Source organism: Mesorhizobium temperatum, assembly GCF_002284575.1.
GTDB classification, from domain to species: domain Bacteria; phylum Pseudomonadota; class Alphaproteobacteria; order Rhizobiales; family Rhizobiaceae; genus Mesorhizobium; species Mesorhizobium temperatum.
In genome coordinates this window covers 75,174-93,958 of the sequence record NZ_NPKJ01000072.1, presented here as the reverse complement: position 1 = coordinate 93,958, position 18,785 = coordinate 75,174, and the positions used below count along the sequence as shown (strand labels likewise).

General features: G+C 59.9%; 15 protein-coding genes and 2 pseudogenes. 4 read left to right on the top strand and 13 right to left on the bottom strand.

Annotation, left to right across the window (positions count from 1 at the left end; all coding sequences use genetic code 11):
* Nucleotides 1-487 precede the first annotated feature (487 nt).
* On the top strand, nt 488-877 hold the full coding sequence (locus tag CIT26_RS30710) for a hypothetical protein (protein WP_095496042.1): 390 nt from the start codon (nt 488-490) through the stop codon (nt 875-877).
* Nucleotides 878-897: 20 nt separating this feature from the next.
* A complete protein-coding gene (locus CIT26_RS30705; protein WP_095496041.1) occupies nt 898-1,080 on the top strand; it encodes a hypothetical protein in 183 nt (60 codons plus the stop codon).
* A 285-nt stretch (nt 1,081-1,365) separates the two neighbouring features.
* On the opposite strand, the gene CIT26_RS38055 is transcribed toward CIT26_RS30705, so the two are convergent.
* From CIT26_RS38055 to CIT26_RS30685, 5 genes are all read right to left on the bottom strand, one after another.
* Nucleotides 1,366-1,587 (bottom strand): DUF6074 family protein, encoded by a 222-nt coding sequence (locus CIT26_RS38055; RefSeq protein ID WP_245319624.1) that lies wholly within the window; start codon nt 1,585-1,587, stop codon nt 1,366-1,368.
* Nucleotides 1,588-1,670: 83 nt separating this feature from the next.
* Nucleotides 1,671-1,925 carry a helix-turn-helix domain-containing protein gene (locus CIT26_RS30695; RefSeq protein ID WP_095496040.1) on the bottom strand — a complete coding sequence of 85 codons (255 nt, stop codon included), beginning with the start codon at nt 1,923-1,925 and terminating at the stop codon, nt 1,671-1,673.
* 394 nt (nt 1,926-2,319) lie between these two features.
* The gene (locus CIT26_RS36210; protein WP_143747949.1) at nt 2,320-2,544 is read right to left on the bottom strand and encodes a hypothetical protein; all 225 of its coding nucleotides are present in this window, start codon (nt 2,542-2,544) and stop codon (nt 2,320-2,322) included.
* A gap of 83 nt (nt 2,545-2,627) precedes the next feature.
* Complete coding sequence (gene glmS, locus CIT26_RS30690) at nt 2,628-4,451, bottom strand: glutamine--fructose-6-phosphate transaminase (isomerizing) (RefSeq protein ID WP_095496039.1); 1,824 nt, start codon at nt 4,449-4,451, stop codon at nt 2,628-2,630.
* Between the two features lie 516 nt (nt 4,452-4,967).
* Complete coding sequence (locus tag CIT26_RS30685) at nt 4,968-5,201, bottom strand: hypothetical protein (RefSeq protein ID WP_143747948.1); 234 nt, start codon at nt 5,199-5,201, stop codon at nt 4,968-4,970.
* A 310-nt stretch (nt 5,202-5,511) separates the two neighbouring features.
* Between CIT26_RS30685 and CIT26_RS30680 the strand changes: the two genes are divergently transcribed.
* Nucleotides 5,512-7,068, top strand: coding sequence for a Fic family protein (locus tag CIT26_RS30680; RefSeq protein ID WP_095496037.1), 1,557 nt, complete (start codon nt 5,512-5,514; stop codon nt 7,066-7,068).
* A 123-nt stretch (nt 7,069-7,191) separates the two neighbouring features.
* On the opposite strand, the gene CIT26_RS30675 is transcribed toward CIT26_RS30680, so the two are convergent.
* The 3 genes and pseudogenes from CIT26_RS30675 to CIT26_RS30665 form a co-directional block, all read right to left on the bottom strand.
* The gene (locus tag CIT26_RS30675) at nt 7,192-7,953 is read right to left on the bottom strand and encodes a DsbA family protein (protein ID WP_245319623.1); all 762 of its coding nucleotides are present in this window, start codon (nt 7,951-7,953) and stop codon (nt 7,192-7,194) included.
* A 262-nt stretch (nt 7,954-8,215) separates the two neighbouring features.
* A pseudogene (gene dctA / locus CIT26_RS30670) lies at nt 8,216-9,424 on the bottom strand (C4-dicarboxylate transporter DctA); the annotation flags it as partial.
* A 689-nt stretch (nt 9,425-10,113) separates the two neighbouring features.
* On the bottom strand, nt 10,114-11,235 hold the full coding sequence (locus CIT26_RS30665) for a M24 family metallopeptidase (protein ID WP_167391590.1): 1,122 nt from the start codon (nt 11,233-11,235) through the stop codon (nt 10,114-10,116).
* Nucleotides 11,236-11,841: 606 nt separating this feature from the next.
* On the opposite strand from CIT26_RS30665, the gene CIT26_RS36880 reads away from it, so the two are divergent.
* Nucleotides 11,842-12,003 (top strand): hypothetical protein, encoded by a 162-nt coding sequence (locus tag CIT26_RS36880; RefSeq protein ID WP_167391589.1) that lies wholly within the window; start codon nt 11,842-11,844, stop codon nt 12,001-12,003.
* A 476-nt stretch (nt 12,004-12,479) separates the two neighbouring features.
* On the opposite strand, the gene CIT26_RS30660 is transcribed toward CIT26_RS36880, so the two are convergent.
* From CIT26_RS30660 to CIT26_RS30640, 5 genes and pseudogenes are all read right to left on the bottom strand, one after another.
* Nucleotides 12,480-13,454 carry a hypothetical protein gene (locus CIT26_RS30660; protein ID WP_095496034.1) on the bottom strand — a complete coding sequence of 325 codons (975 nt, stop codon included), beginning with the start codon at nt 13,452-13,454 and terminating at the stop codon, nt 12,480-12,482.
* 239 nt (nt 13,455-13,693) lie between these two features.
* A complete protein-coding gene (locus CIT26_RS30655; protein WP_095496033.1) occupies nt 13,694-14,119 on the bottom strand; it encodes a hypothetical protein in 426 nt (141 codons plus the stop codon).
* Nucleotides 14,116-14,667, bottom strand: coding sequence for a recombinase family protein (locus CIT26_RS30650; RefSeq protein ID WP_095496032.1), 552 nt, complete (start codon nt 14,665-14,667; stop codon nt 14,116-14,118). Before CIT26_RS30650 ends, CIT26_RS30655 begins: the two co-directional genes overlap by 4 nt.
* Nucleotides 14,668-14,822: 155 nt before the next feature.
* The gene (locus tag CIT26_RS30645) at nt 14,823-15,686 is read right to left on the bottom strand and encodes a tetratricopeptide repeat protein (RefSeq protein WP_206072835.1); all 864 of its coding nucleotides are present in this window, start codon (nt 15,684-15,686) and stop codon (nt 14,823-14,825) included.
* A 54-nt stretch (nt 15,687-15,740) separates the two neighbouring features.
* Nucleotides 15,741-18,653, bottom strand: a pseudogene (locus tag CIT26_RS30640) (Tn3 family transposase).
* Nucleotides 18,654-18,785 lie beyond the last annotated feature (132 nt).

Here is an 18,785-nt window from a genome sequence, read left to right as displayed (position 1 = left end):
CGGTGAGCCTGCAAGGAACACGGACTAGCGAAACGGCACGCTTCAGTGGATGTTCAAAGGCGAGCGTACCAGAATATGCTCTGAAGGAGGTCCGGATCTTCGGGAACAATCTTCTCGACGCTTCAATCAAGCGCCCGGCGGTCCCGAGCTTCGAGGGACGCTGCCGCGAGGGTTTCCTGTACAAGACGGCGCGAGGGTGGGCTTGCCGCCAAGAACGGATTTACCAGGTGGGGTGTTTTTCGCAGCCATGCCGAAATGCAGATGTCTGGAATGATCACGACATCAATTGTCGCGGCAACTTGGCTGGCCGGCTCTTCGGGTCCCGTAGATCCCGCGCATTCCGCTTCAGGATCGGTTCGAACCGGAGCACCCCCTCGGTCAGTGGCCGACCGGCAAACCCAAACTAAATGTTCGGTTCGTGACACGACATCTGTGAAAAGCCGTGTGCGTCGATTGCAATCACCCCCGTGTTGCGCGCAGTTACCTTATGGCAGTGGATGAACTGGATTTGATGGTTTTCCAGATGGCGGTCGAAAGCGTCCGCTCGCTCTCCTTAAGCTTCGCTGAAAAAGCCGCGGAGATAGCCACCAGGAGCCGCGGTATCCTGCTTTTCGACGTGCGGGTCGACGGTGACGCGGAGGTCCAGCGGGTCGCAGCCATCCGATATCAGGGCGACCAGACCGGCGTGCTGGCGTTGGACAGACAGGGCCTTGTTACCCACCATTGCATCGTCAATGGTACTTTCTCACATTTCATTGCGCCCTTGGAGAACTGGACCAGCATGCCTCTGTCGATGCAGGCCAAGATCGATGCCAACGGCCATGCCAGTCTCTTCCTCGGGGCCTTGCGAAATGCCGGACATATGCCGGGCAGCTAGCATTTGGCTAGAATGCATCTGTGGATTTTTGGATCCGCATCGGTGCCGACATCGCAAATGGCACGCGGGTGAGCACCAAAACTGGCGGCACCCATGGCGATCGGCTTGACTCGCTGGAGGAAGCGCAAGTCCTCGGGCGCCAGGCAGAGGCGCAAGCGACGGTCGAACACTGGCTGGCTGCTCGGGATCTGATCGAGGCGTAGTCGGACAAGGAAGCGTTGTGGCCTATGTCGACGTTCCTAGAAGCGCGCCGGCAGCCTGGGCGGGGGCTTGGGGTTAGACTGCCAGCGCACGCATGAAGAGCGGCCCCTTTTCGCGGTTCCGACACCCATAGTTAACCCGGCAGCGTCTGGGTGCCCGCTGTGCTCTTGTCAGAGGTGCGCGATGCCGGCCATGTCGGCCGATCCTGCCCAACGTGGTGGGCCGCTCTCGTCGGCCAACTTGATGCTCCAGCCAGTATCGCCTTGCCGACCAGCATGAGTTCGCCGTTAGCAATCGTTCGTCGCACGTGTGGCAGCACTCCGGGCGGCTATATCACCTAAGACAGCATGAAGAAGCGTTCCAACTTCCTGTTCGGCGAGCCCGGGTGCAATTCCTGATTCGAACAGTTGGACGAGAATTCTCTTGGCGGTACTGCGCCAGAAGGCATTCGCGTCCTCCCCGTTCTTCGTTTCCAGGATCCGGGCGCTTTTTTTGACGGTGCTCAGCAACGGAATTAAGCTTCGACTATCAGTCGCAAACTACACATCACAAGGTAGCGGATCTTCCACTCCCTTGCAGATTGTCCGACTGATCACGCGGCGTCCGATATGTCCGACTCTGCCTCAAGAATTCCCACAGGTATGGACAGCGATCTCGCTATCCGATCCCGATAGCCCTTGTTGTACCTCAGACCCGACTCGATGTTTTGGATTTCCTCAGCAGCAAGCCCGCACGCCACCGCGAGGTCTTCAATCGAATATCCAAGGTGCTCACGATAAGCGCGGATGATGTGGGTCCCCTCTGACATGGCCGTCAAGACTGGCTCGGGAATGCGCGAATCCTTCATAGACACCTCCAAGAAGATAAGGAGCGCCTGATAAATCGGGAGATTTCCTCCCCGACCTGGCGCACCCAGCAAATCAGAAAATGGACGTCGATTCGGCCGGACCGGCCTCATCCATGGAATGGGCCACCTGAAACTGGCAGCCGGGTCGAAATATGGCGGCTCACCTGCTTCTGATCAAGTTTCAAGAACCTTCCTGCCCTGAGATGACCTGATCGACTGTACCGCATTCGTCCTGCGATCCCACGCGACTCATCCTCGCCGATGGCTTTCTTGAACAGCAACTCAAACTCCCCCTGCCGCCGCCTCCAGTGGCTATTCGCGGCACCGTCCACCCAGCCTAGCGGACACTGATACCTTCGACCAATTTCCGCCGCCGATGCAGCGAAAAACGCGCTTATGTTTGAATCACACATCGATCACCGCTGTTAACCAAATTTTTTAAGCCGCCGATCCTTATTCGCAAAGCCGAAATGGCCGCGGGCTTCTGTGCTGACGTCGGCTTGAGCAAGCCGATCCGGCTGCCCTGCGCAATCGCCCGACCTGCCGAAAAAAGGATGGCGATTGTCATGGATACGGCGACCGCGAGTTTCCCGAAATTGCAGCGAACAATAATGGTCATCTGGATTTCGTCCGAGCTGCGGTTCTAGACAGGTGTTGGCGCTTTCGGATGGACGAGCATCGCCACCTATAAAAGCGTCACAATCATTCGACGGTGACCGATTTTGCGAGATTGCGCGGCTGGTCGACATCTGTGCCCATGTAGAGCGCCGTGTGGTAGGCAAGAAGCTGTATCGGCAGCGAGAAAATCATCGGCGCGATAATCTCGTCGACGGCCGGCAGCACGATCGTGTGCATGGTGTCGAGTTTCGATGCGGCTGCCCCTTTTTCATCGGTGATGAGGATAATCCGCCCTCCACGGGCAGCCACTTCCTGCATGTTGGAGACGGTCTTGTCGAAAAAGCGATCATGTGGCGCGATGACGATCACTGGCATGTTCTCGTCTATCAATGCGATCGGACCGTGCTTCAATTCACCCGCCGCATAGCCCTCGGCGTGGATGTAGGAAATCTCCTTGAGCTTCAGCGCACCTTCCATCGCCAGTGGGAAACTGGTGCCACGGCCGAGGTACAGGACGTCACGACACTTTGACAGTTCGCGCGACAGGAACTCGATCTCCGGCTGGATGCTGTTGAGTACCTGGCCCATGACGCGCGGCACTTCGGCGAGGCTCCTGACGAGCTCCTGCACCTCGTCTTCGGTTACGGTTCCGCGGGCCTTGGCGGCGCCGATGGCGAGTGCGGCAAGAACGGCGAGCTGGCAGGTGAAAGCCTTAGTGGAGGCGACGCCGATCTCCGGTCCCGCAAGGATCGGGAAGACCGCATCGGCCTCCCGAGCGATGGTCGATTCGCAGGCATTGACGATGGCGCCAATTTTCAACCCAAGCTCCTTGCAGTACCTCAGCGATGCGAGCGTATCGGCGGTTTCGCCAGACTGCGAAATGAAAATAGCCGCCGACTGCGGCGACAACGGGATCTCGCGGTAACGGAATTCGGACGCAACGTCGATTTCAACCGTCAGGCGCGCATAGCGCTCGAACCAGTATTTTCCGATCAGTCCGGCAAGATAGGCGGTTCCGCAGGCAGAGATCGCCAAGCTCGGGATCCTGGCGAAATCGATGCCAGAAACCATGTCGGCGCGATTCTCTATGACGTTGATATAGTGATCGAGCGCATGGGCGATGACCTCGGGCTGTTCGTAAATTTCCTTCTCCATGAAGTGGCGATGGTTGCCCTTGTTGGCCAGATCGGCCGCGGCCGTGGAAGTCTGGCGCGGACGCTCGACAGGATGGCCGTCGAAATCGAAGATATGGGCACCCGAATTGCCGATAACGGCCCAGTCGCCGTCGATGAGATAGGTAATTTCATTGGTGAAGGAAGCAAGCGCGATCGCGTCGGAGCCCAGGAACATCTCGCCGTCGCCGTGACCGATTGCCAGCGGTGGTCCGTTGCGCGCCGCCATGATGGTCGACGGATCATCCTCGAAGAGGATGGCAAGCGCATAGGCGCCCCTGACGCGTTTCAGCATGGCACGCATCGCCTCTCGCCGACTCATGCCCTCCCGGCGGTGTCTTGCCAAGAGATGCGCGACGACCTCGGTGTCGGTGTCGGTCTGGAACTCGGCTCCCGCCGCCGCCAATTCGTCCTTCAGCTCGGTGAAATTCTCGATGATGCCGTTATGGACGACGGCGACACCGTCGGTAAAGTGCGGGTGCGCATTGCGTTCCGTCGATGCCCCATGGGTTGCCCAACGCGTGTGGCCGATGCCGATGTTGCCGCTCAGCGGCTCTTCCTTCAGTCTCGTCTCCAGATTGACGAGCTTGCCCTCGGCGCGCCGGCGGTGCAAGGCGCCCTCGGTGTTCGTCGCAACGCCGGCCGAATCATAGCCGCGATATTCCAGACGCTTCAACGCGTCGACCAACCGGTCCGACACCGGTTGTTGCCCAACGATGCCAACAATCCCGCACATGTTCGTCTCCGCATTCTTCCCGGCAGCTTCAGCCCACGTAGTAATCACGAGGACGGACACCCACCCGGCCCGCTTTCAGGATCTTGTAGTAGTATTCGGTAATATTGGTACAATTGATTATAAGGATAGCTACCATCCACCCTATGGATAGACCAAGACACGGGCCCTGATCTAAACTCCTCGTTGCGCCTGACGCTCTCATAACCGAACGCAAGCTCACGGCCGCGGCACGAAGCAACAACCTCGGTCGGCCGGCCATGAGCGCGGCCATCCCGGCTACGCACCTCCCCACGCAACCGCCGACGCAGTCCTTCCCTGAGGTTTCCCAATCCACTCGCGTCGGCAGATCCTTGAGGCAGGCAGGTGAGCGGCAGAGAGATTACCCGTTCACTTCTGAATCACATCACCATCGCTATGGCGTTTCGCTCTTCGACTTCACAGATCAGCGAGCGGCGATGGTTGTCGCTCGTGATGGGGGCGAGTCAGTGAACCAGCACTTAAGATCGGGGATTTTCATCACAAGCGGATGGAAATTCCGACTCTATCGACTGCAGTCCGTAACATATGACGGGTTGTTGATGTGTTTCGCTTTTCCGGTTCAGAGTGCCAATCATGATCAACGCGGTGATCGGCATGATCACAAGTACTGTAAGCAGCCTCACGGACACCATGATCGGCATCATCATCATCATCGGCAACGTCGGCGCCGACATTCGTCGGCATGATTGTCGTGCCCGTCACCTTGATCATGATCGTCGTCGCCGCCGATCAAGGTCCTGATTGCCTGCCGCTCTTTGACACGCTGGCTTTCGCCGGTAGAGCTTAGCCCGCGATGGCATCTATCAATGCGCTGTTTGTCGGCGTGGCCGAGACCGAGATCAGCGGGGTCGGTGGCGCAGGCCACAGAGCGCGTCCAGCGACCGTTTCAATAGCCTATTGCACAATACCCTAACAATGGTGCAACATAACAGCCTAGTCGGCGCGCAGCTCAATTTCCTAATAGGAACGCAGCGCAAAAACCTAGTAGGCGCGCAACACAAAAAACTAAGGATCGTGCAAAATGGCACCGCCCCATGAGAAATTGGCCGAGTCGCTCGCCGCGCTGAAGAAACTGCAGGATCAGCGGATCGTCGCCATCCGTTCGAGTGATCTATCACGCACCCATCGCGAACGGCTCCTCAAAAGCGGCTTCCTGCAAGAAGTCATGAAAGGCTGGTATATTCCGGCCAATCCCAATCAGCGCCAAGGTGAGACCACCGGCTGGTACGCCTCGTTTTGGGATTTTTGCGCCAACTATTTGAGCAATCGCTTCGGTAAAGATTGGTGTATCGCGCCTGAACCCTCCTTGTCCTTTCATGCAGGCAATCGCACCATCCCGGGGCAATTGTTGGTGCGGTCCCCCGCCGGAGGCAATAAACCCACTGCCCTTCTGCACGGCACGTCGGTCTTCGACATGCGGGCCAGTATGCCGACTGCCCGCGACATTGCCGAAACAGACGGTCTTCGCCTCTACGCCTTACCGGCGGCGCTCATTGAAGCCTCACCCACTTTCTTCGCGCAAAAGCCGACCGACGCGCGGACAGCGTTGGCGATGTTCTCGGATGCATCGGAAATTCTCACGCGACTTCTCGAAGGAGGTCACAGCACGATAGCCGGCCGGCTCGCGGGCGCATTCCGTAACATCGGCCGCGAGCGGATCGCAGATGACATTGTCCGCAGCATGCAGGCTGCCGATTACACCGTTCGCGAAACCGATCCGTTCGATACACGGCTGGAGTTGTCGCTGCCGCGCCGCGAGACGTCACCCTATGCCGGACGGATCAGGCTGATGTGGCAGGAGATGCGCGGCGCCGTCATCGAGAATTTTCCGGCGGCGCCCGGACGCCCAAATGACGCCGGTGCCTACCTCCGGCGCGTTGATGACGTCTATGTGACCGACGCTTATCACTCGCTTTCAATTGAAGGCTATCGGGTCAGCCCCGAGCTGATCGATCGAGTGCGAAGCGACACCTGGAATCCGGATATGAATCCGCAAGACGGCGAGCATCGCGATGCGCTCGCGGCGCGCGGCTACTACCAAGCCTTCGAAGCGGTAAAAAGCAGCGTGGCGTCTGTCTTGGCGAATGAAAACCCTGGCCGCGTCGTCGATGAGGATCATGGAGGGTGGTACCGCGAACTATTCGCCCCCAGCGTTGCCGCCGGTATCGTCAAGCGCAGCGATCTGGCGGGCTATCGCAGCGAGCGCGTGCTCATCCGCAATTCCATGCATGTGCCTCTAACGTCCAATGCCGTGCGGGATGCGATGCCGGTCTTTTTTGAGATGCTCGAAGCAGAAGAGCATCCGGCTGTGCGCGTCGTCCTCGGCCACTTTATCTTCGTATACATCCACCCCTATATGGATGGGAACGGTCGCATGGGGCGGTTTTTGATGAACGTCATGATGGCGGCCGGCAGTTATCCTTGGACCGTCATTCCCGTGCAACGCCGCGCCGACTATATGGCGGCCCTCGAGCGGGCCAGCGTTCATCATGACATTGTTCCGTTCAGTCGCTTTCTCGGGGAGTTGACACGTCAAGGTGTGTCAGGGGAGACGACCGCGATGCTCCCGGCCAGTTAAGCGATCACTGCAGTGGGGATGGCCGGAATTGTGGTGATCGACCGCCCACCAATCGAGCTTTGTGCCAAGATCCTCCAGGCGACGCGCGCCCTGAAGACCCTTTCCATCCAGGCGCCAATGCAGTCAAAATGCCAATTTTGCAGATGTGGAAAGCCGAACGTTAGCCTTTGCTCGCGCATCGGCGATGTAGCGTTGCAGCCTGGCAACCTCGACCACGCCGGGGATCACTTCGTCGCCGACCACCAACGCCGGCGTGCCGGTGATGTACAGATCGTTGGCGAGCTCGCGATTGCGCGCGATGGCGGCTGCGATCGCCGGGTCTTTCATGTCCCGCCTGAGCTGCTCAACGTCGAGGCCCACAAGTCCCGCGATGGTCAAAGTGGTCCTTTCGTAGATCAGGCCGGAAAAACCCATAAGGGCGAGGTGGAACACCTCATACTTTCCCTGTTTGCGGGAGGCGAGTGCCGCCTCCGCGGCGAATTCGGAAGCCGGTCCCAGAACCGGGAACTCTTTAAACACAAGCTTCACATTGGCATCGTCCTTAAGGGCCTGCTGGAAGTTGAGGGCTGCCTCTCGGCAAGGCAGGCAGTTGTAGTCGAAGAACGCGACCAGAGCGACGTCGCCTTCCGGATTGCCGGCGATCGGCGCAGCGGGGTCGTTAAGGAGTGCGTTGCGCCGCTCCGGAATGAGTATCCGCAACTCCGCCGCGAGCCGGCGTTGACGGTGCAGGTTTTCGACGAATTCTGAATGCTGCACCAGCCCGGAAACAAGCAGAACGAGGACTAGAACAGCGATCGCGACGACAAGGCCGGCAGTTGACTTAGACATGGGTCGGGCTCCAATTAGCAGTGAACGGCAGGGCAGCAACTGGGCCTTTTGGCGCAAAAGTTGGTCATCGCTTTTGATCGTTTGCCCAGCGGTTCCCGCAGTACGGGAAGTTGCTGGAGCTCGTAGATGCCGGTACCACCAGGCGGTTCCTCTATGACGGCTTCGCGCCAATGATCCGACCCGAATAGCTGAGCAGCGTTCGCGCGAGCTGGCCCGCCGCGAGCGCCGTTCGCCCCGCCCGGATACTTGACCCTCGATCGCCGAAGCGCAGAAGGTCTGCTGGTGAGGGCCTCAGCCAATCGTCCTTCATCGGGCTCGACCGGGCCATGACGAGCGATGACACCGCGTTGCCGACGAAAGTCGTCAGCGCGCGGTACTCCGATATGAATTGGTCGACGCCAAGGATCAGCGTCATGCCGGCGGCCGGGGCGGTCGGGACGATAAAGAGCGTTGCAGCCAACGTGACGAAGCCTTCACCGGCAATGCGAGTTGCTCCCTTCGAAGGGAGCATGCCGACAAGAAGCAGCAGGATCCGACCGGCGATCGATAAATCGGTGTTCGTCGCCTGGGCGATGAAGAGGGCCGCCAGCGTCATGTAGATATTGGTGCCGTGCAGATTAAAGGAATATCCGGTCGGGATGACGAGACCCACGACCGAACGCTTGGCGCCCGCCTTCTCCATCTTCTCCATGAGCGAGGGCAGCGCGGCCTCCGAGGAGGACGTTGCCAGGACAAGCAGCAGCTCTTCCTTGATGTAGCGAATGAGAGAAAAGATCGAGAAGCCGTTGTAACGGCAGACCGCGCCGAGAACGCCGAACACGAAGAGGAAGGCGGTGAAATAGAACGTCCCGACCAGCATCGCGAGATTGACGATCGACCCGATGCCATATTTGCCGGTCGTGAAGGCCATTGCGCCGAAAGCGCCGATCGGCGCGGCCTTCATCAAAAGACTGACGAGCTTGAAAATGGGGGCGGTCAGCGCCTGAAGGAAGGAAACGACAGGCTTGCCCGTCTCTCCGACCATGGCCAGAGCGATGCCGAACAGAACCGAGAAGAACAGGACCTGCAGGATGTCGCCTTCCGCGAAGTATCCGACAATCGTCGACGGGATGATATTCATCAGGAAGCCGGTGACGGACTGCTCGGGCGCCTTTGCGGCATAGGTAGTCACGGCCGAGGCCGGATCGATGTTGAGGCCGGCGCCGGGCCGAACGATATTGGCGACGATAAGGCCGACGATCAGTGCGAGCGTCGAGAAGGTGAGGAAATAGACCATCGCCTTGCCGGCAACCCGGCCGACCTTCTGGAGATCGTTCAACGCAATTGTCAGGAAGATGACAGGCGCGGTGACCATCTCGACAATTATGATGAAGGCGTCGCCGAGCGGCTTCAGGCTCTCGCCCGTCCCCGGATAGAAATAGCCAAGCGCGATGCCAAGAACGATGGCGGCAAGCACCTGCACGCAAAGCGCGGCGTAGAAGGCCTGGCGGGGCGCGGGACTCGCGCTGCGGATTGGCCAGTTCAACATACTTGTCTCCCTGCGCATACAGAGGTGGGTTCCTCCCTTTCCGGGCTTCTCCCATCGCGGCGCTCCGGTCGAACGCTGCACCAACGCAGTCGCAAGCTCCGTGCCGAATAGCGGCCACGAAACGCGCAGGACCTCTCACGGCGTGCTTGTTCGGATTTCTGCACTCGCCGCTGGCGCGTGCCCTTCATCGAAAGAGGGCCGACGGTCGGGTATTGGACGCCGCTCTGGCGTTACACACAGCCTGGCAGCGGCTGGAGCCCGTCGACGGCAACCTCTTCGGCTTAGGTGGCTGGGAACGGCATCTAGATGGTCGACATCGTGCTATGGCTATGCCCGAGGCCGCATCCCCGGCCGGCTGATTGTACCGAGTGATCGAACTCAAACGCGGCGGTCGGCAAACGATTGCCGCTGCGGCTCTCGTATAGTCTGGCGCTCCGCAAAATGGTCAACTCGACCGGCCGCGTCGCGGCATAGGCTCCAAGTTGCGCTCCTGGCGCGATCGTTGTGCTCCCCGCTCCGCTCGGATCCGCTGCGCCGGATGCACGCCGTCGTTCACGCCGTACTCGCGCGACAGCTTGCGCGTAACCACACTGCGTCAGTCGCGTGATCGCGGCTATAGTCATCAAGCCCCTTCAGGCTGGCATTTATGTTTCATTCTCTTCCCGCCTGGCTGATTGGGACGGGCCCGCTCAGACGAGAGTCAACGATTCCAGGTCAGATGGGAAATCGGTCAGCTTTCGGTAGCCGTCCGCCGTGATCAAAACGGTGTCGGAATGGCGGTAGCCACCTTGGCCGCGAAAGTAGATGCCCGGTTCGACACTGATCACCATGTTCTCTTGCAGGATGTCGTCGCTTCCCTCGGCAAGCAAGGGTCCTTCGTGCCCGCCCATGCCGATACCGTGGCCGGTCCGATGCAGCAGGTTCCCGCCGAATCCTTCGGAACGTAGGAAGGACATGACCTTGTGATCGACGTCATGGGCGCTAACGCCGGGCCGAAGTATGTCGTAGGCGACGTTGCAGGCCGCGAGCATCGTCGCGAAGACTGCGGCTTGCTCGGCCGAGGGGCGGTGCAGGAAGAAAGTGCGCTCGGTCTCCGCCGAATAGCCGTTCGCCCGAAGAAACGACAAGCCGACATTGGGACCTTCGCCAAATATGTCCGTCGGTTCCGGAAAGCGATGCGGCTGGGCGCTGAAGGGTGCCGCCCAGACGCCGAGCCAGATCGAGCTGGTGTACTGGTCGAATTTTCCCTCGCCCTCGACGATGGCCTTGCGAAGCTCCGGGATCCGGTCATAGCCGCCCTGAATGGAGGCGCCGATCCGCGCCGCATCCAATATCATCCGCAGGCCGAGATCAGAGAAGTGAGCAGCCCGTTCGATCCGACTGATCTCGTAGGGCGACTTGACCAGTCGCAAGCGCTCCACCAGCGGCTCGACCATCGGCGAAAAATGATCGAGCGCTTGCAGGAGTGCCGCAGGCATGGAAGGCTCCACTGCGATCACATCATGCCCCCCAATCACCTCTGCAAGCGCATCGAGATAGGTTTCGCCCTCGCGCGCCGGGTACTCGGCGTATTCCAAGGTGCGATGCTCCAGCGGGATCGTGGCGATGTTCTCGGCCTCGAGCCGGAACGTCACAATAACGAGATCGCCCTCGGGGCGGACAACGAGGAAAAACGGGCGCTCGAATGGCTGATAGCGGAAACCGGTGAGATAAAAGACGCTGTCTGTGGAGGTTATCAACGCAGCATCAAACTCCTTGTGTTCGATTAAGCGCCTTAATTTATTGAGCCGCAGTTTGTACTCGTCCACCATCCCTGTCTCCATACAAGCTGTCTCCTCATCGTAGAATCACCGACACTCGTCCGCCGAATACGACATCGAAATTCATTGGACTCGCGCCAGCACATTTCGAAGAAGCCGAGGCAGGAAAGTCGTTGTGCCGTAAGCGGCATCCACCCCCTCAGCCGGGGCGCCTGGTCACCCCCGTCGGCAACTCGCTCTGCGGCGGGGTCCCACAAAGCGCCGGCGTGAGGACGACCGTTTCATCGGTGCGCCCGGGAGTTCGTCTCGCGAACGATGGAACCATACAAGATGCTGCAGAGGAGATGCCTTGATGTGGATCAAGGCATCTCCTCTCGTTACAGGAATCAGCTTCAAGGCGCACGAAGCATGCGTTCTGCTTTGGGTTCTTGGCCACAAAGCCCGAAATCTTGCTCCCATCTGCAAGCTTCACTAAACGACCGGCAACGGCTCAGGGGCCGGAGCGACCGACGCTGGTATTTTTTGACCGCGGCGGTCCCGCTCGAGGGGCATTGATCGCCCTGCCCCGGAAACCAGCTCAATCGGTCGCGCCGGGATTGTGCCAACAGAGGCTCACCGTTGATTGAGAGCCTCCAACAGGGGGCCAGGCGGGCGCCGATGATCGAGCTCCGCGGCTCCGAGCACGGCCTCGGCGAGGGAGAGGCGCGGCCGGGCGGCATCGCCGAGGAGAGCCACACCATGAACAACAAAGCCAGGTGTTCCTTCGGCAGTATTGACGTGAATGCGCGTCTGCCGCCTCGGAAAGAAATCGAGAGATAGAGCGCCCAGGCTTGGGCGGCCGAGGATTTGGTCGGCGATAAAGACTCGTGTGTCCCCCCGATCGAGAAGGATCTCGTTCCAAGAGACCTGCTGGAGAATCACGCCGTCGGACGTGTCGCCTGTCTCACGGCCGAAGCAGTACTTCGACGATATCGATCAACGACGACTCGTCGGTCTTATACGCGCCCGTGACAATGCTCAGGCCGCTGTCGTGCAGACGGGAGGGAGTTGCGCTGACCATCGGGCGATACACGACAATCTCGAAGGGTGCGCCAGCGTCCAATCGCCCGAATCAGCCAACGCGGCCCCTGACCGGATGGTTGCCTGGCTGGCGCCATGGCGAGACCCATAGCGCCAGCCAGTCCAACGGATGTGCAGACAACCGCTTTGGGCGAACAGACTGGAATGGCGGCGTAGCCTTATCTTGCCTTACAAGGCTTACGGTCTGGGAAAGGCTGTTTCGGGACTTTTCGAAATCAGCGGATCACAGGCTCGCCATGGAAGCGGCGGCGCGATGGAGGTGAAACGCCGAAGCCGACTTCCATCATCAGCCGTGGCCTGTGCGCCGGCACGGTACCCATGTGGAAGCCGAACGGGTCCTCGACGAAACCGAGACCGGCCTCTCCGGTCAGCGTGACGGGGCTCTGCTCGCCGTAGACGTCCAGAACCTCTTGCGCCGGATGGCCGACGAGAAGCGTCAGCTGGTGCTTTAGGGCGCGGCGGTTATGGCTGCCGCGAACATAGACATGCGGGCCGGTGCCCTCGTCGACCGGAACCAGATAAAAGAAAAATTTCAGCATCCGCCAGTCGTCCAGGTCGAAGTGGTATTTGCCAAGCGAAGCCAGGTTCTTGTCGGCGTCGGAGGCTTGGCCGGTCGGGAAACTCCACCAGACACGAGTGGTGATCAGCTTCGCCTGGCCGCCGAGATAGTGCGCGGCGATATCCATGAGCAGCGGATCGTTTTGGATGGCGAGTGCCGCATTGCAGCCGAGAATGCGCTCGAAATAGTGGCCGCTGAGCAAGGGACGGCCGAACCGGGCCTCAGCCTCCGCATGCTCCGTCGGCATGAATTCGAGGCGGCGGTCGAAATTGCCGAAGCAAGGTGTGCACCTGGCGAATGCGGCTACATCTTCAGAGACCGTTGTTGGCAGGACGAGGCCGGAAAAAAGCCCATCCGACCGTAGCGCGTCGACAATGTCGTGGCGATTGACGCCAGCGAACATCGTGTCCTGGGCTCTTTGCGACTTTCGGACCGGCTTTGCACCACGCCAGTGCATTCTCCGTGCCGGCATGGTGCGCGCCAACATGAACATCGGCAGCCATGCCGGATTCTCGCGAAGATCCGAGAGATAGGTCGGGATGCGTACAGCGATGCGATGCAGCATGCTGCCGTTTCGCGCGATCGCCTCAAGGCTTGCAGCGCCGGCTTTGTCGGAGTTCATATCGGTCATCAGGGTCCTCGGGTATGAATGCACTATCAACGAAGCATTGGTTCTCAGTGCTTCGTCCGTATTACCCAAACCTCGATTCCCGCCGCGAAAGGACTAACCGCGCATCAGGTTTTGTGCAATGCACAATGACCCCGTCATGGCAAACGCAGTCAGATCCCGGCGCGTTTTCGAATAGGCCAATTAGGCCTAATCGGCCCGAGGCTGCGATTTTGGCCAAGTTGAGGAACGTTTAGCGAACATCACGGCTTGCTCCGCGCTTGCAAGAGCATGGCGACGTTTTCGGCGGTAAATTTGAAGCCTCTTCGGTCGGGAATCCGTTCTGCGGAGATGGGATATCTGGGTCGCTTGGGATCGATGCCTGTGATCCGAAACCGTTCGCTTCCGGTACTAAACTCGCGTCCGAGGTCCGAGGGAGCCAATCCGTACCGTGCGGCCAGAAACTCGAACATGTCCTTCTCGAGATTGAATGCCGTGCCGTCGGATGCGGGAAGGCTGACACGGAACACGGGCTCGAAGGCAAACCCGGAGTCCAAGCCACGCCATCCGGCGCTCTCGATGACCAGCCCATGGTCCGCGGCGATTTTTTGACAGGCCTCGAGCATGCGGGATTGGACTTCTTCGCAGGCTGCAGGGATCAGGCGGGTTACATGCTTGCCTTTACTCATTCTGGTTCGCCTTTCCGCACCTGGTAGACGGTTCCGCGCGAGATGCCGAGATCACGAGCGATCTGTGTCGGGCCGTGGCCTTGTTTGAGGCGGCGTATGATTTCGGCACGGTCGATCTTCGGCGGCCGGCCCTTGTATGTGCCGCGCTTCTTGGCGGCAGCGATTCCCGCCGCTTGGCGCTCGCGCCGCAGATTGGTCTCGAACTCGGCAAAGACACCAAGCATGTCAAAGAAGGCCTTACCGGCGGCGGTCGACGTATCAACAGGCTGTTCTGTCGCGAAGAGATGCGCGCCCTTCGTTTTGAGCCTGTCCACGATCACCTGCATGTCGCGTAGCGATCTGGCCAGCCGGTCGATCCGGGTGACGACAAGCGTCTCGCCGGCATGAATGAAGCCGAGAATGGTGTTGAGCTGCGGGCGGCCTTCCAGAGTAGAGCCGCTCTTCTGCTCCTCGCGAATGACCTCGCAGCCGGCGGCCTTGAGCGCGGCGATTTGCGCGGCGAGGTTCTGGTCGGTGGTGGAGGTGCGGGCGTATCCGATGCGGGTCATGCAAACTGTTCATTTTGGGTGTGCCGACGCGACGATCTGTTCATTAACGCAGATTGAGCCCCAAAATATACGGACTTTTCCGGTCGCGACGTGTTCATGGCGGATGTTTAGGCCGGGTATACCCAAATTGGAACACGACCATCAGTTCCGGGCAGTCAATTACGCCGTCTTCGTGGTTTCAGCTTTCTGGTAACTTCCGCCAGCCACGCGATTGCGCCGGGAGTGGCCTGCCAGGCCTTGCCGTTTTCCTCGACGTAGTCAGCTGCCTCGTCTTCACCGCCCATGGTGATGTATCCCTCCGTGGAGGCGACGAGAGGCTGCTTGCCGGACAGGACGCCCGGCACATGGCTGTTCGCGAGCCAGGCCTCCTCGGCAAGCTTCCCGGCATCCGGATCGCTTTCACGAAAGGCAAGAAGGGCCCGCGTGTAGAGCCATGCAGCAGCGCAATCGTCTTCGTACTGTTTGAGCAGCTTCCTCAGGGCCTTGATGTCGTCGCGTGCCAGCAAATGCCCGGCCAGCACGTAGCGGATGCCCTGATTGTCATTCGGATTGAGCTCGAGCATCGCCTGATAATGGTCGATGGCCTCCTGATGCCGACCAAGCCGCCAGAGTACGGCGGCAAGACCTGCCCGTGCCCGCATGTAGGGGCGCGTCTCGAGAAAACCCCAGAAGTGACCGGCATATTCCTCGAACCCTTCCGGTCCGAGCGCCTCTTCTCCGGCCTCGACGCCCTTCTGGTAGCAATCCAGCATTTCCTCGACGGAGTTGGCCTCTTCCTCCGCGAGCAACACATAAGCGTCGGCGCACAACGGCGAGATTTTGAGCGCTTTCCTGGCCAGCGCGATACGCTTGCTACGACTGGTCGCTTCCCAGGCCTCATACATGACGTCTTGCGCGGCGTCGGTCGGGTCGCTCCCACGTTGTCCGCCGAAAAGACCTGTCATGAACCCCTCCATGCCGCGCCGGTCCGGCATCGGAGGCAGAGTATTGTCATTTTCCGGCTGCTTGGATTTCGCCACTGCCTTCTTTCGGGGCTTCTTCGATACAGGCATTTCTACATTCCCTTCGATGGGTCACGCCGCTTGTTTCTGCTCGAAATCGATCCGGCGATCCAGATCGAGATCGAAGCGGCCATAAGGATTGACATGGGCGTAGATGAGCGGCGTCAGGCCGCGGTAGTCTTCCGGCGTCAGCCGTGCCGACCAGTTCGGCTCGGCGAGCACTGACTGCATCATGCGCGTGTTCACGTAGACCAGCGACGCCTGCAGCAGATGCAGGGCCATCGCCGATATCTCCTGATCGTCGAGCCGGTTGGAAGCGATCTCGCCACCCTTGCCGAAAAATACGAAGCTGGTGGCGCTGTTCCAGTTCTCGACGACGTTCAGGCCTTCGTGGATTTCGCGGCGAAACGCCTCGTGGCGCAAATACCGGCACAGGAAGATCGTCTTGATAGCCCGGCCAAGCTCGGCGAGTGCCTTGTAGGTCGGGTGCATCATCTCGGCACGGGCAAAGCGCCGCAGGATCGCTTCGGGATCGGCTATCCCGCCATGCATGGCGACGGCATATTTGACCATCTCGTCATATTATTGCTCGATCTCCTCCCAGTTGATGATGCTGGAAAGAACCGGAAGCAGGTTGGGCAACTCAGCCCGCAGGCCTGCATATGGCAGCGCCAGTTTCTGCCGGGCGATCGCTTTCAGGCGCGGGGCGAGCTCAAATCCGAGCAGGTGACAGAAGGCGAAGCCGACGGCGCTTTGGCCATGGCTGTCGACATATTGCCTTTGGATCTCCATGTCGGTGCAATGCCGCAGCACGCCCTTGATCATCGATGCGACCTCCGAGGACGAACAGCGCTTGAGCTGCGAGAAAATGCAGGTCGAACCTTTTTCGACATGCCAGTAGATCATCACGCCGCGTCCGCCATAGCGGACATGCCATTCGGTCATCACATTGCCGTCCCAAGCGCCGAACTTCTTTGAGTCCGACGCGCAGGCCGTGCCGGCCTCGCCCCAGATGGCGGTGTTGCGGATCGCCAGCGTCGCATTGGCGACGCGCCCGCAGGCCGCCTCCAGCGCGTCGCGATGGATGAAGCGCCGTCCGACATGAAGTAGTTCCTCGTAGCTGACATCCGGGCATCCGGCTGCGACGCGCTTCAGACCGGCATTCGTGCCCAATCCGTAAAGGCACAAGATCAGGCGCCGATCGAGCGCACCGCGGGAAAGCGTCACGCGGGAGGCCGATGTTTCAAAGGCGTCCAGAAAGCCGGTGTCGAGCGCCGTCTCCTTCAAGACATCCAGCAGTTCCGTCATCGGCCAGCGCCGCCCGATCTCGGTCTTGACCGATTGAAGGCCCTGCGGTTCCGGCAGCGGCTGGAACGGCGTGATCGAGATGCGGTTTTCGCCACGCCAGAGGATGCGTACCTTATCGTTGTGCGGGATTTCGGCGTTCAGCAGCCGCAGTTCCCGCTCCAGTTCCAGTTTGATTCCCCGTGTGAAGGTCCGCGCGTCCGGCGTCAGGTTCAGGGCACCATAGTAGGCCGCGCGCCTGGCCTCGAAATCCTTGGGCAGATCATCATCCGGATTGCGATAGCGATCCGCGCCGACTACCCAGATTTCCTTCGCCCGGATGCGGTCACGCAACTGGCTGAGCACACAGAGTTCATAGCTGATCCGGTTGATGCGCCCGTCCTTGCCGATGATCGCGCTGCGCCATTTCGGCGGGATGACACCCTCGATCGGCACGCCATTCCGCGGCACGACGCGGCATCCGGTATCGAGAGCTCGCCTGATCCAGTCCAATGCCTCCAGCACCGGCCGATGCACAGCGTTGTTCGAACGAAATTCCAGAACCGAAAGCAGCCTCGGCAGGATCCTTCTATAGTGATTGGCATAGGAGCCGCGCATCACTTGGTAGATGCGGCGCTCGAGCGTGCCTTTCGCCCGATGCTCCCTGATAATCGCCGCCAACTTTTCCTGCCCCGCTACCGGAAAGATTACATCGCAGACCCTGCCGCTTGGCGCCTCGATCGCCGCGCCAGCGATATCGACCAGCAACCGTTCCTTGCCGTAGACCTTCTCGATGTCGCGTGCGATGCCGGGAACCACCTTGCGCTTCGAGCGCACCCCGATCTTGTGAACGGTTTCCACCAGAAGATCGATCATCCCGTCGATGATCTGTGCTTCCCGCACCATCAGGAAGACGGCATAGAGGCCAAGTTGCCGCCTGGGGGCGTGGCGGCGCATCTCCGACGCCTTTTCGGCACCGACTCGCCGGACGATCTGATCAATCCAAGGCTTGCCGGCACCCGTCAGCAAATCCCTTGGCAGTGTCAGGTTTTGAATGAAGGCAAGCCGGTCAGCCAGGGCAAGCATGTTGTCCAACGTTGCCGCACCTACGTCATTTTTAATTGTATGGAATCCTGTCGGACTATCCGGATCGACCAGCGATGCCTCCATCAGCGCGACCGTTTCCGGCAGAAGCCGATCCGCAACGCCAGCAAGAAAGCATTCCAGGAAGCGTTGCCGCTCGGAGCGTACAAGCCGCTCCATCTCCTTACCGGACGGACCGAAAATCTTGTGGTCGCGACACCAGAGAAAGACAGCCTCCAGCATCGCCGCGACGGATTGCCCGCCCGGGCAGAGCTCCGTCGCCATCCAACCCGCAAGTGCGACCCGGTCAGCCCGCTTCATGCCGCGAAAGCCCAGATGGCGCAGAATCTCCGCGCAATGGCGCCGTCCCGACCGCCCCGAAAAATCGTAACCGTCGAGACCGGCCTCGCGGACACCAAGCTGCTCGGCCAAATACGAAATCGCTTCGTCCGGAACCTCGGTCGCGTCGGTGGCAAAGTATCCGAAAGCTGCGAAGAACTTCAACTGCACCGCCAGTCCGAGCCTCGACCCGGCCGGCTTGGCGTTCACAAAGTCATTGTCGGCAAAAGAGAGGCTCCATTCCCCAGCCAAAGCCTCAGGCGAAACACGCAAACCCATACGTTCACTCCCTGTTTCAGGAGTGAATTCTCAGGTCGCCGAGCCTTCACCGTCAATCCGTTCCGGCAACGTTCCACAACTTGGCCAAAATCGCAGCTTCGGGCCGATTAGGCCAATTACTAGCTGTCACCA

Bases quoted from the DNA above. Each gene is read 5' to 3' on its own strand.
- CIT26_RS30695 (WP_095496040.1), bottom strand. From the start codon at position 1,925: ATGAAGGATTCGCGCATTCCCGAGCCAGTCTTGACGGCCATGTCAGAG.
- CIT26_RS30665 (WP_167391590.1), bottom strand. From the start codon at position 11,235: ATGGTGGACGAGTACAAACTGCGGCTCAATAAATTAAGGCGCTTAATC.
- CIT26_RS36880 (WP_167391589.1), top strand. From the start codon at position 11,842: ATGATCGAGCTCCGCGGCTCCGAGCACGGCCTCGGCGAGGGAGAGGCG.
- CIT26_RS30655 (WP_095496033.1), bottom strand. From the start codon at position 14,119: ATGAGTAAAGGCAAGCATGTAACCCGCCTGATCCCTGCAGCCTGCGAA.
- glmS (WP_095496039.1), bottom strand. From the start codon at position 4,451: ATGTGCGGGATTGTTGGCATCGTTGGGCAACAACCGGTGTCGGACCGG.
- CIT26_RS30680 (WP_095496037.1), top strand. From the start codon at position 5,512: ATGGCACCGCCCCATGAGAAATTGGCCGAGTCGCTCGCCGCGCTGAAG.
- CIT26_RS36210 (WP_143747949.1), bottom strand. From the start codon at position 2,544: ATGACCATTATTGTTCGCTGCAATTTCGGGAAACTCGCGGTCGCCGTA.
- CIT26_RS30685 (WP_143747948.1), bottom strand. From the start codon at position 5,201: ATGATCAAGGTGACGGGCACGACAATCATGCCGACGAATGTCGGCGCC.
- CIT26_RS30650 (WP_095496032.1), bottom strand. From the start codon at position 14,667: ATGACCCGCATCGGATACGCCCGCACCTCCACCACCGACCAGAACCTC.
- CIT26_RS30710 (WP_095496042.1), top strand. From the start codon at position 488: ATGGCAGTGGATGAACTGGATTTGATGGTTTTCCAGATGGCGGTCGAA.
- CIT26_RS30660 (WP_095496034.1), bottom strand. From the start codon at position 13,454: ATGACCGATATGAACTCCGACAAAGCCGGCGCTGCAAGCCTTGAGGCG.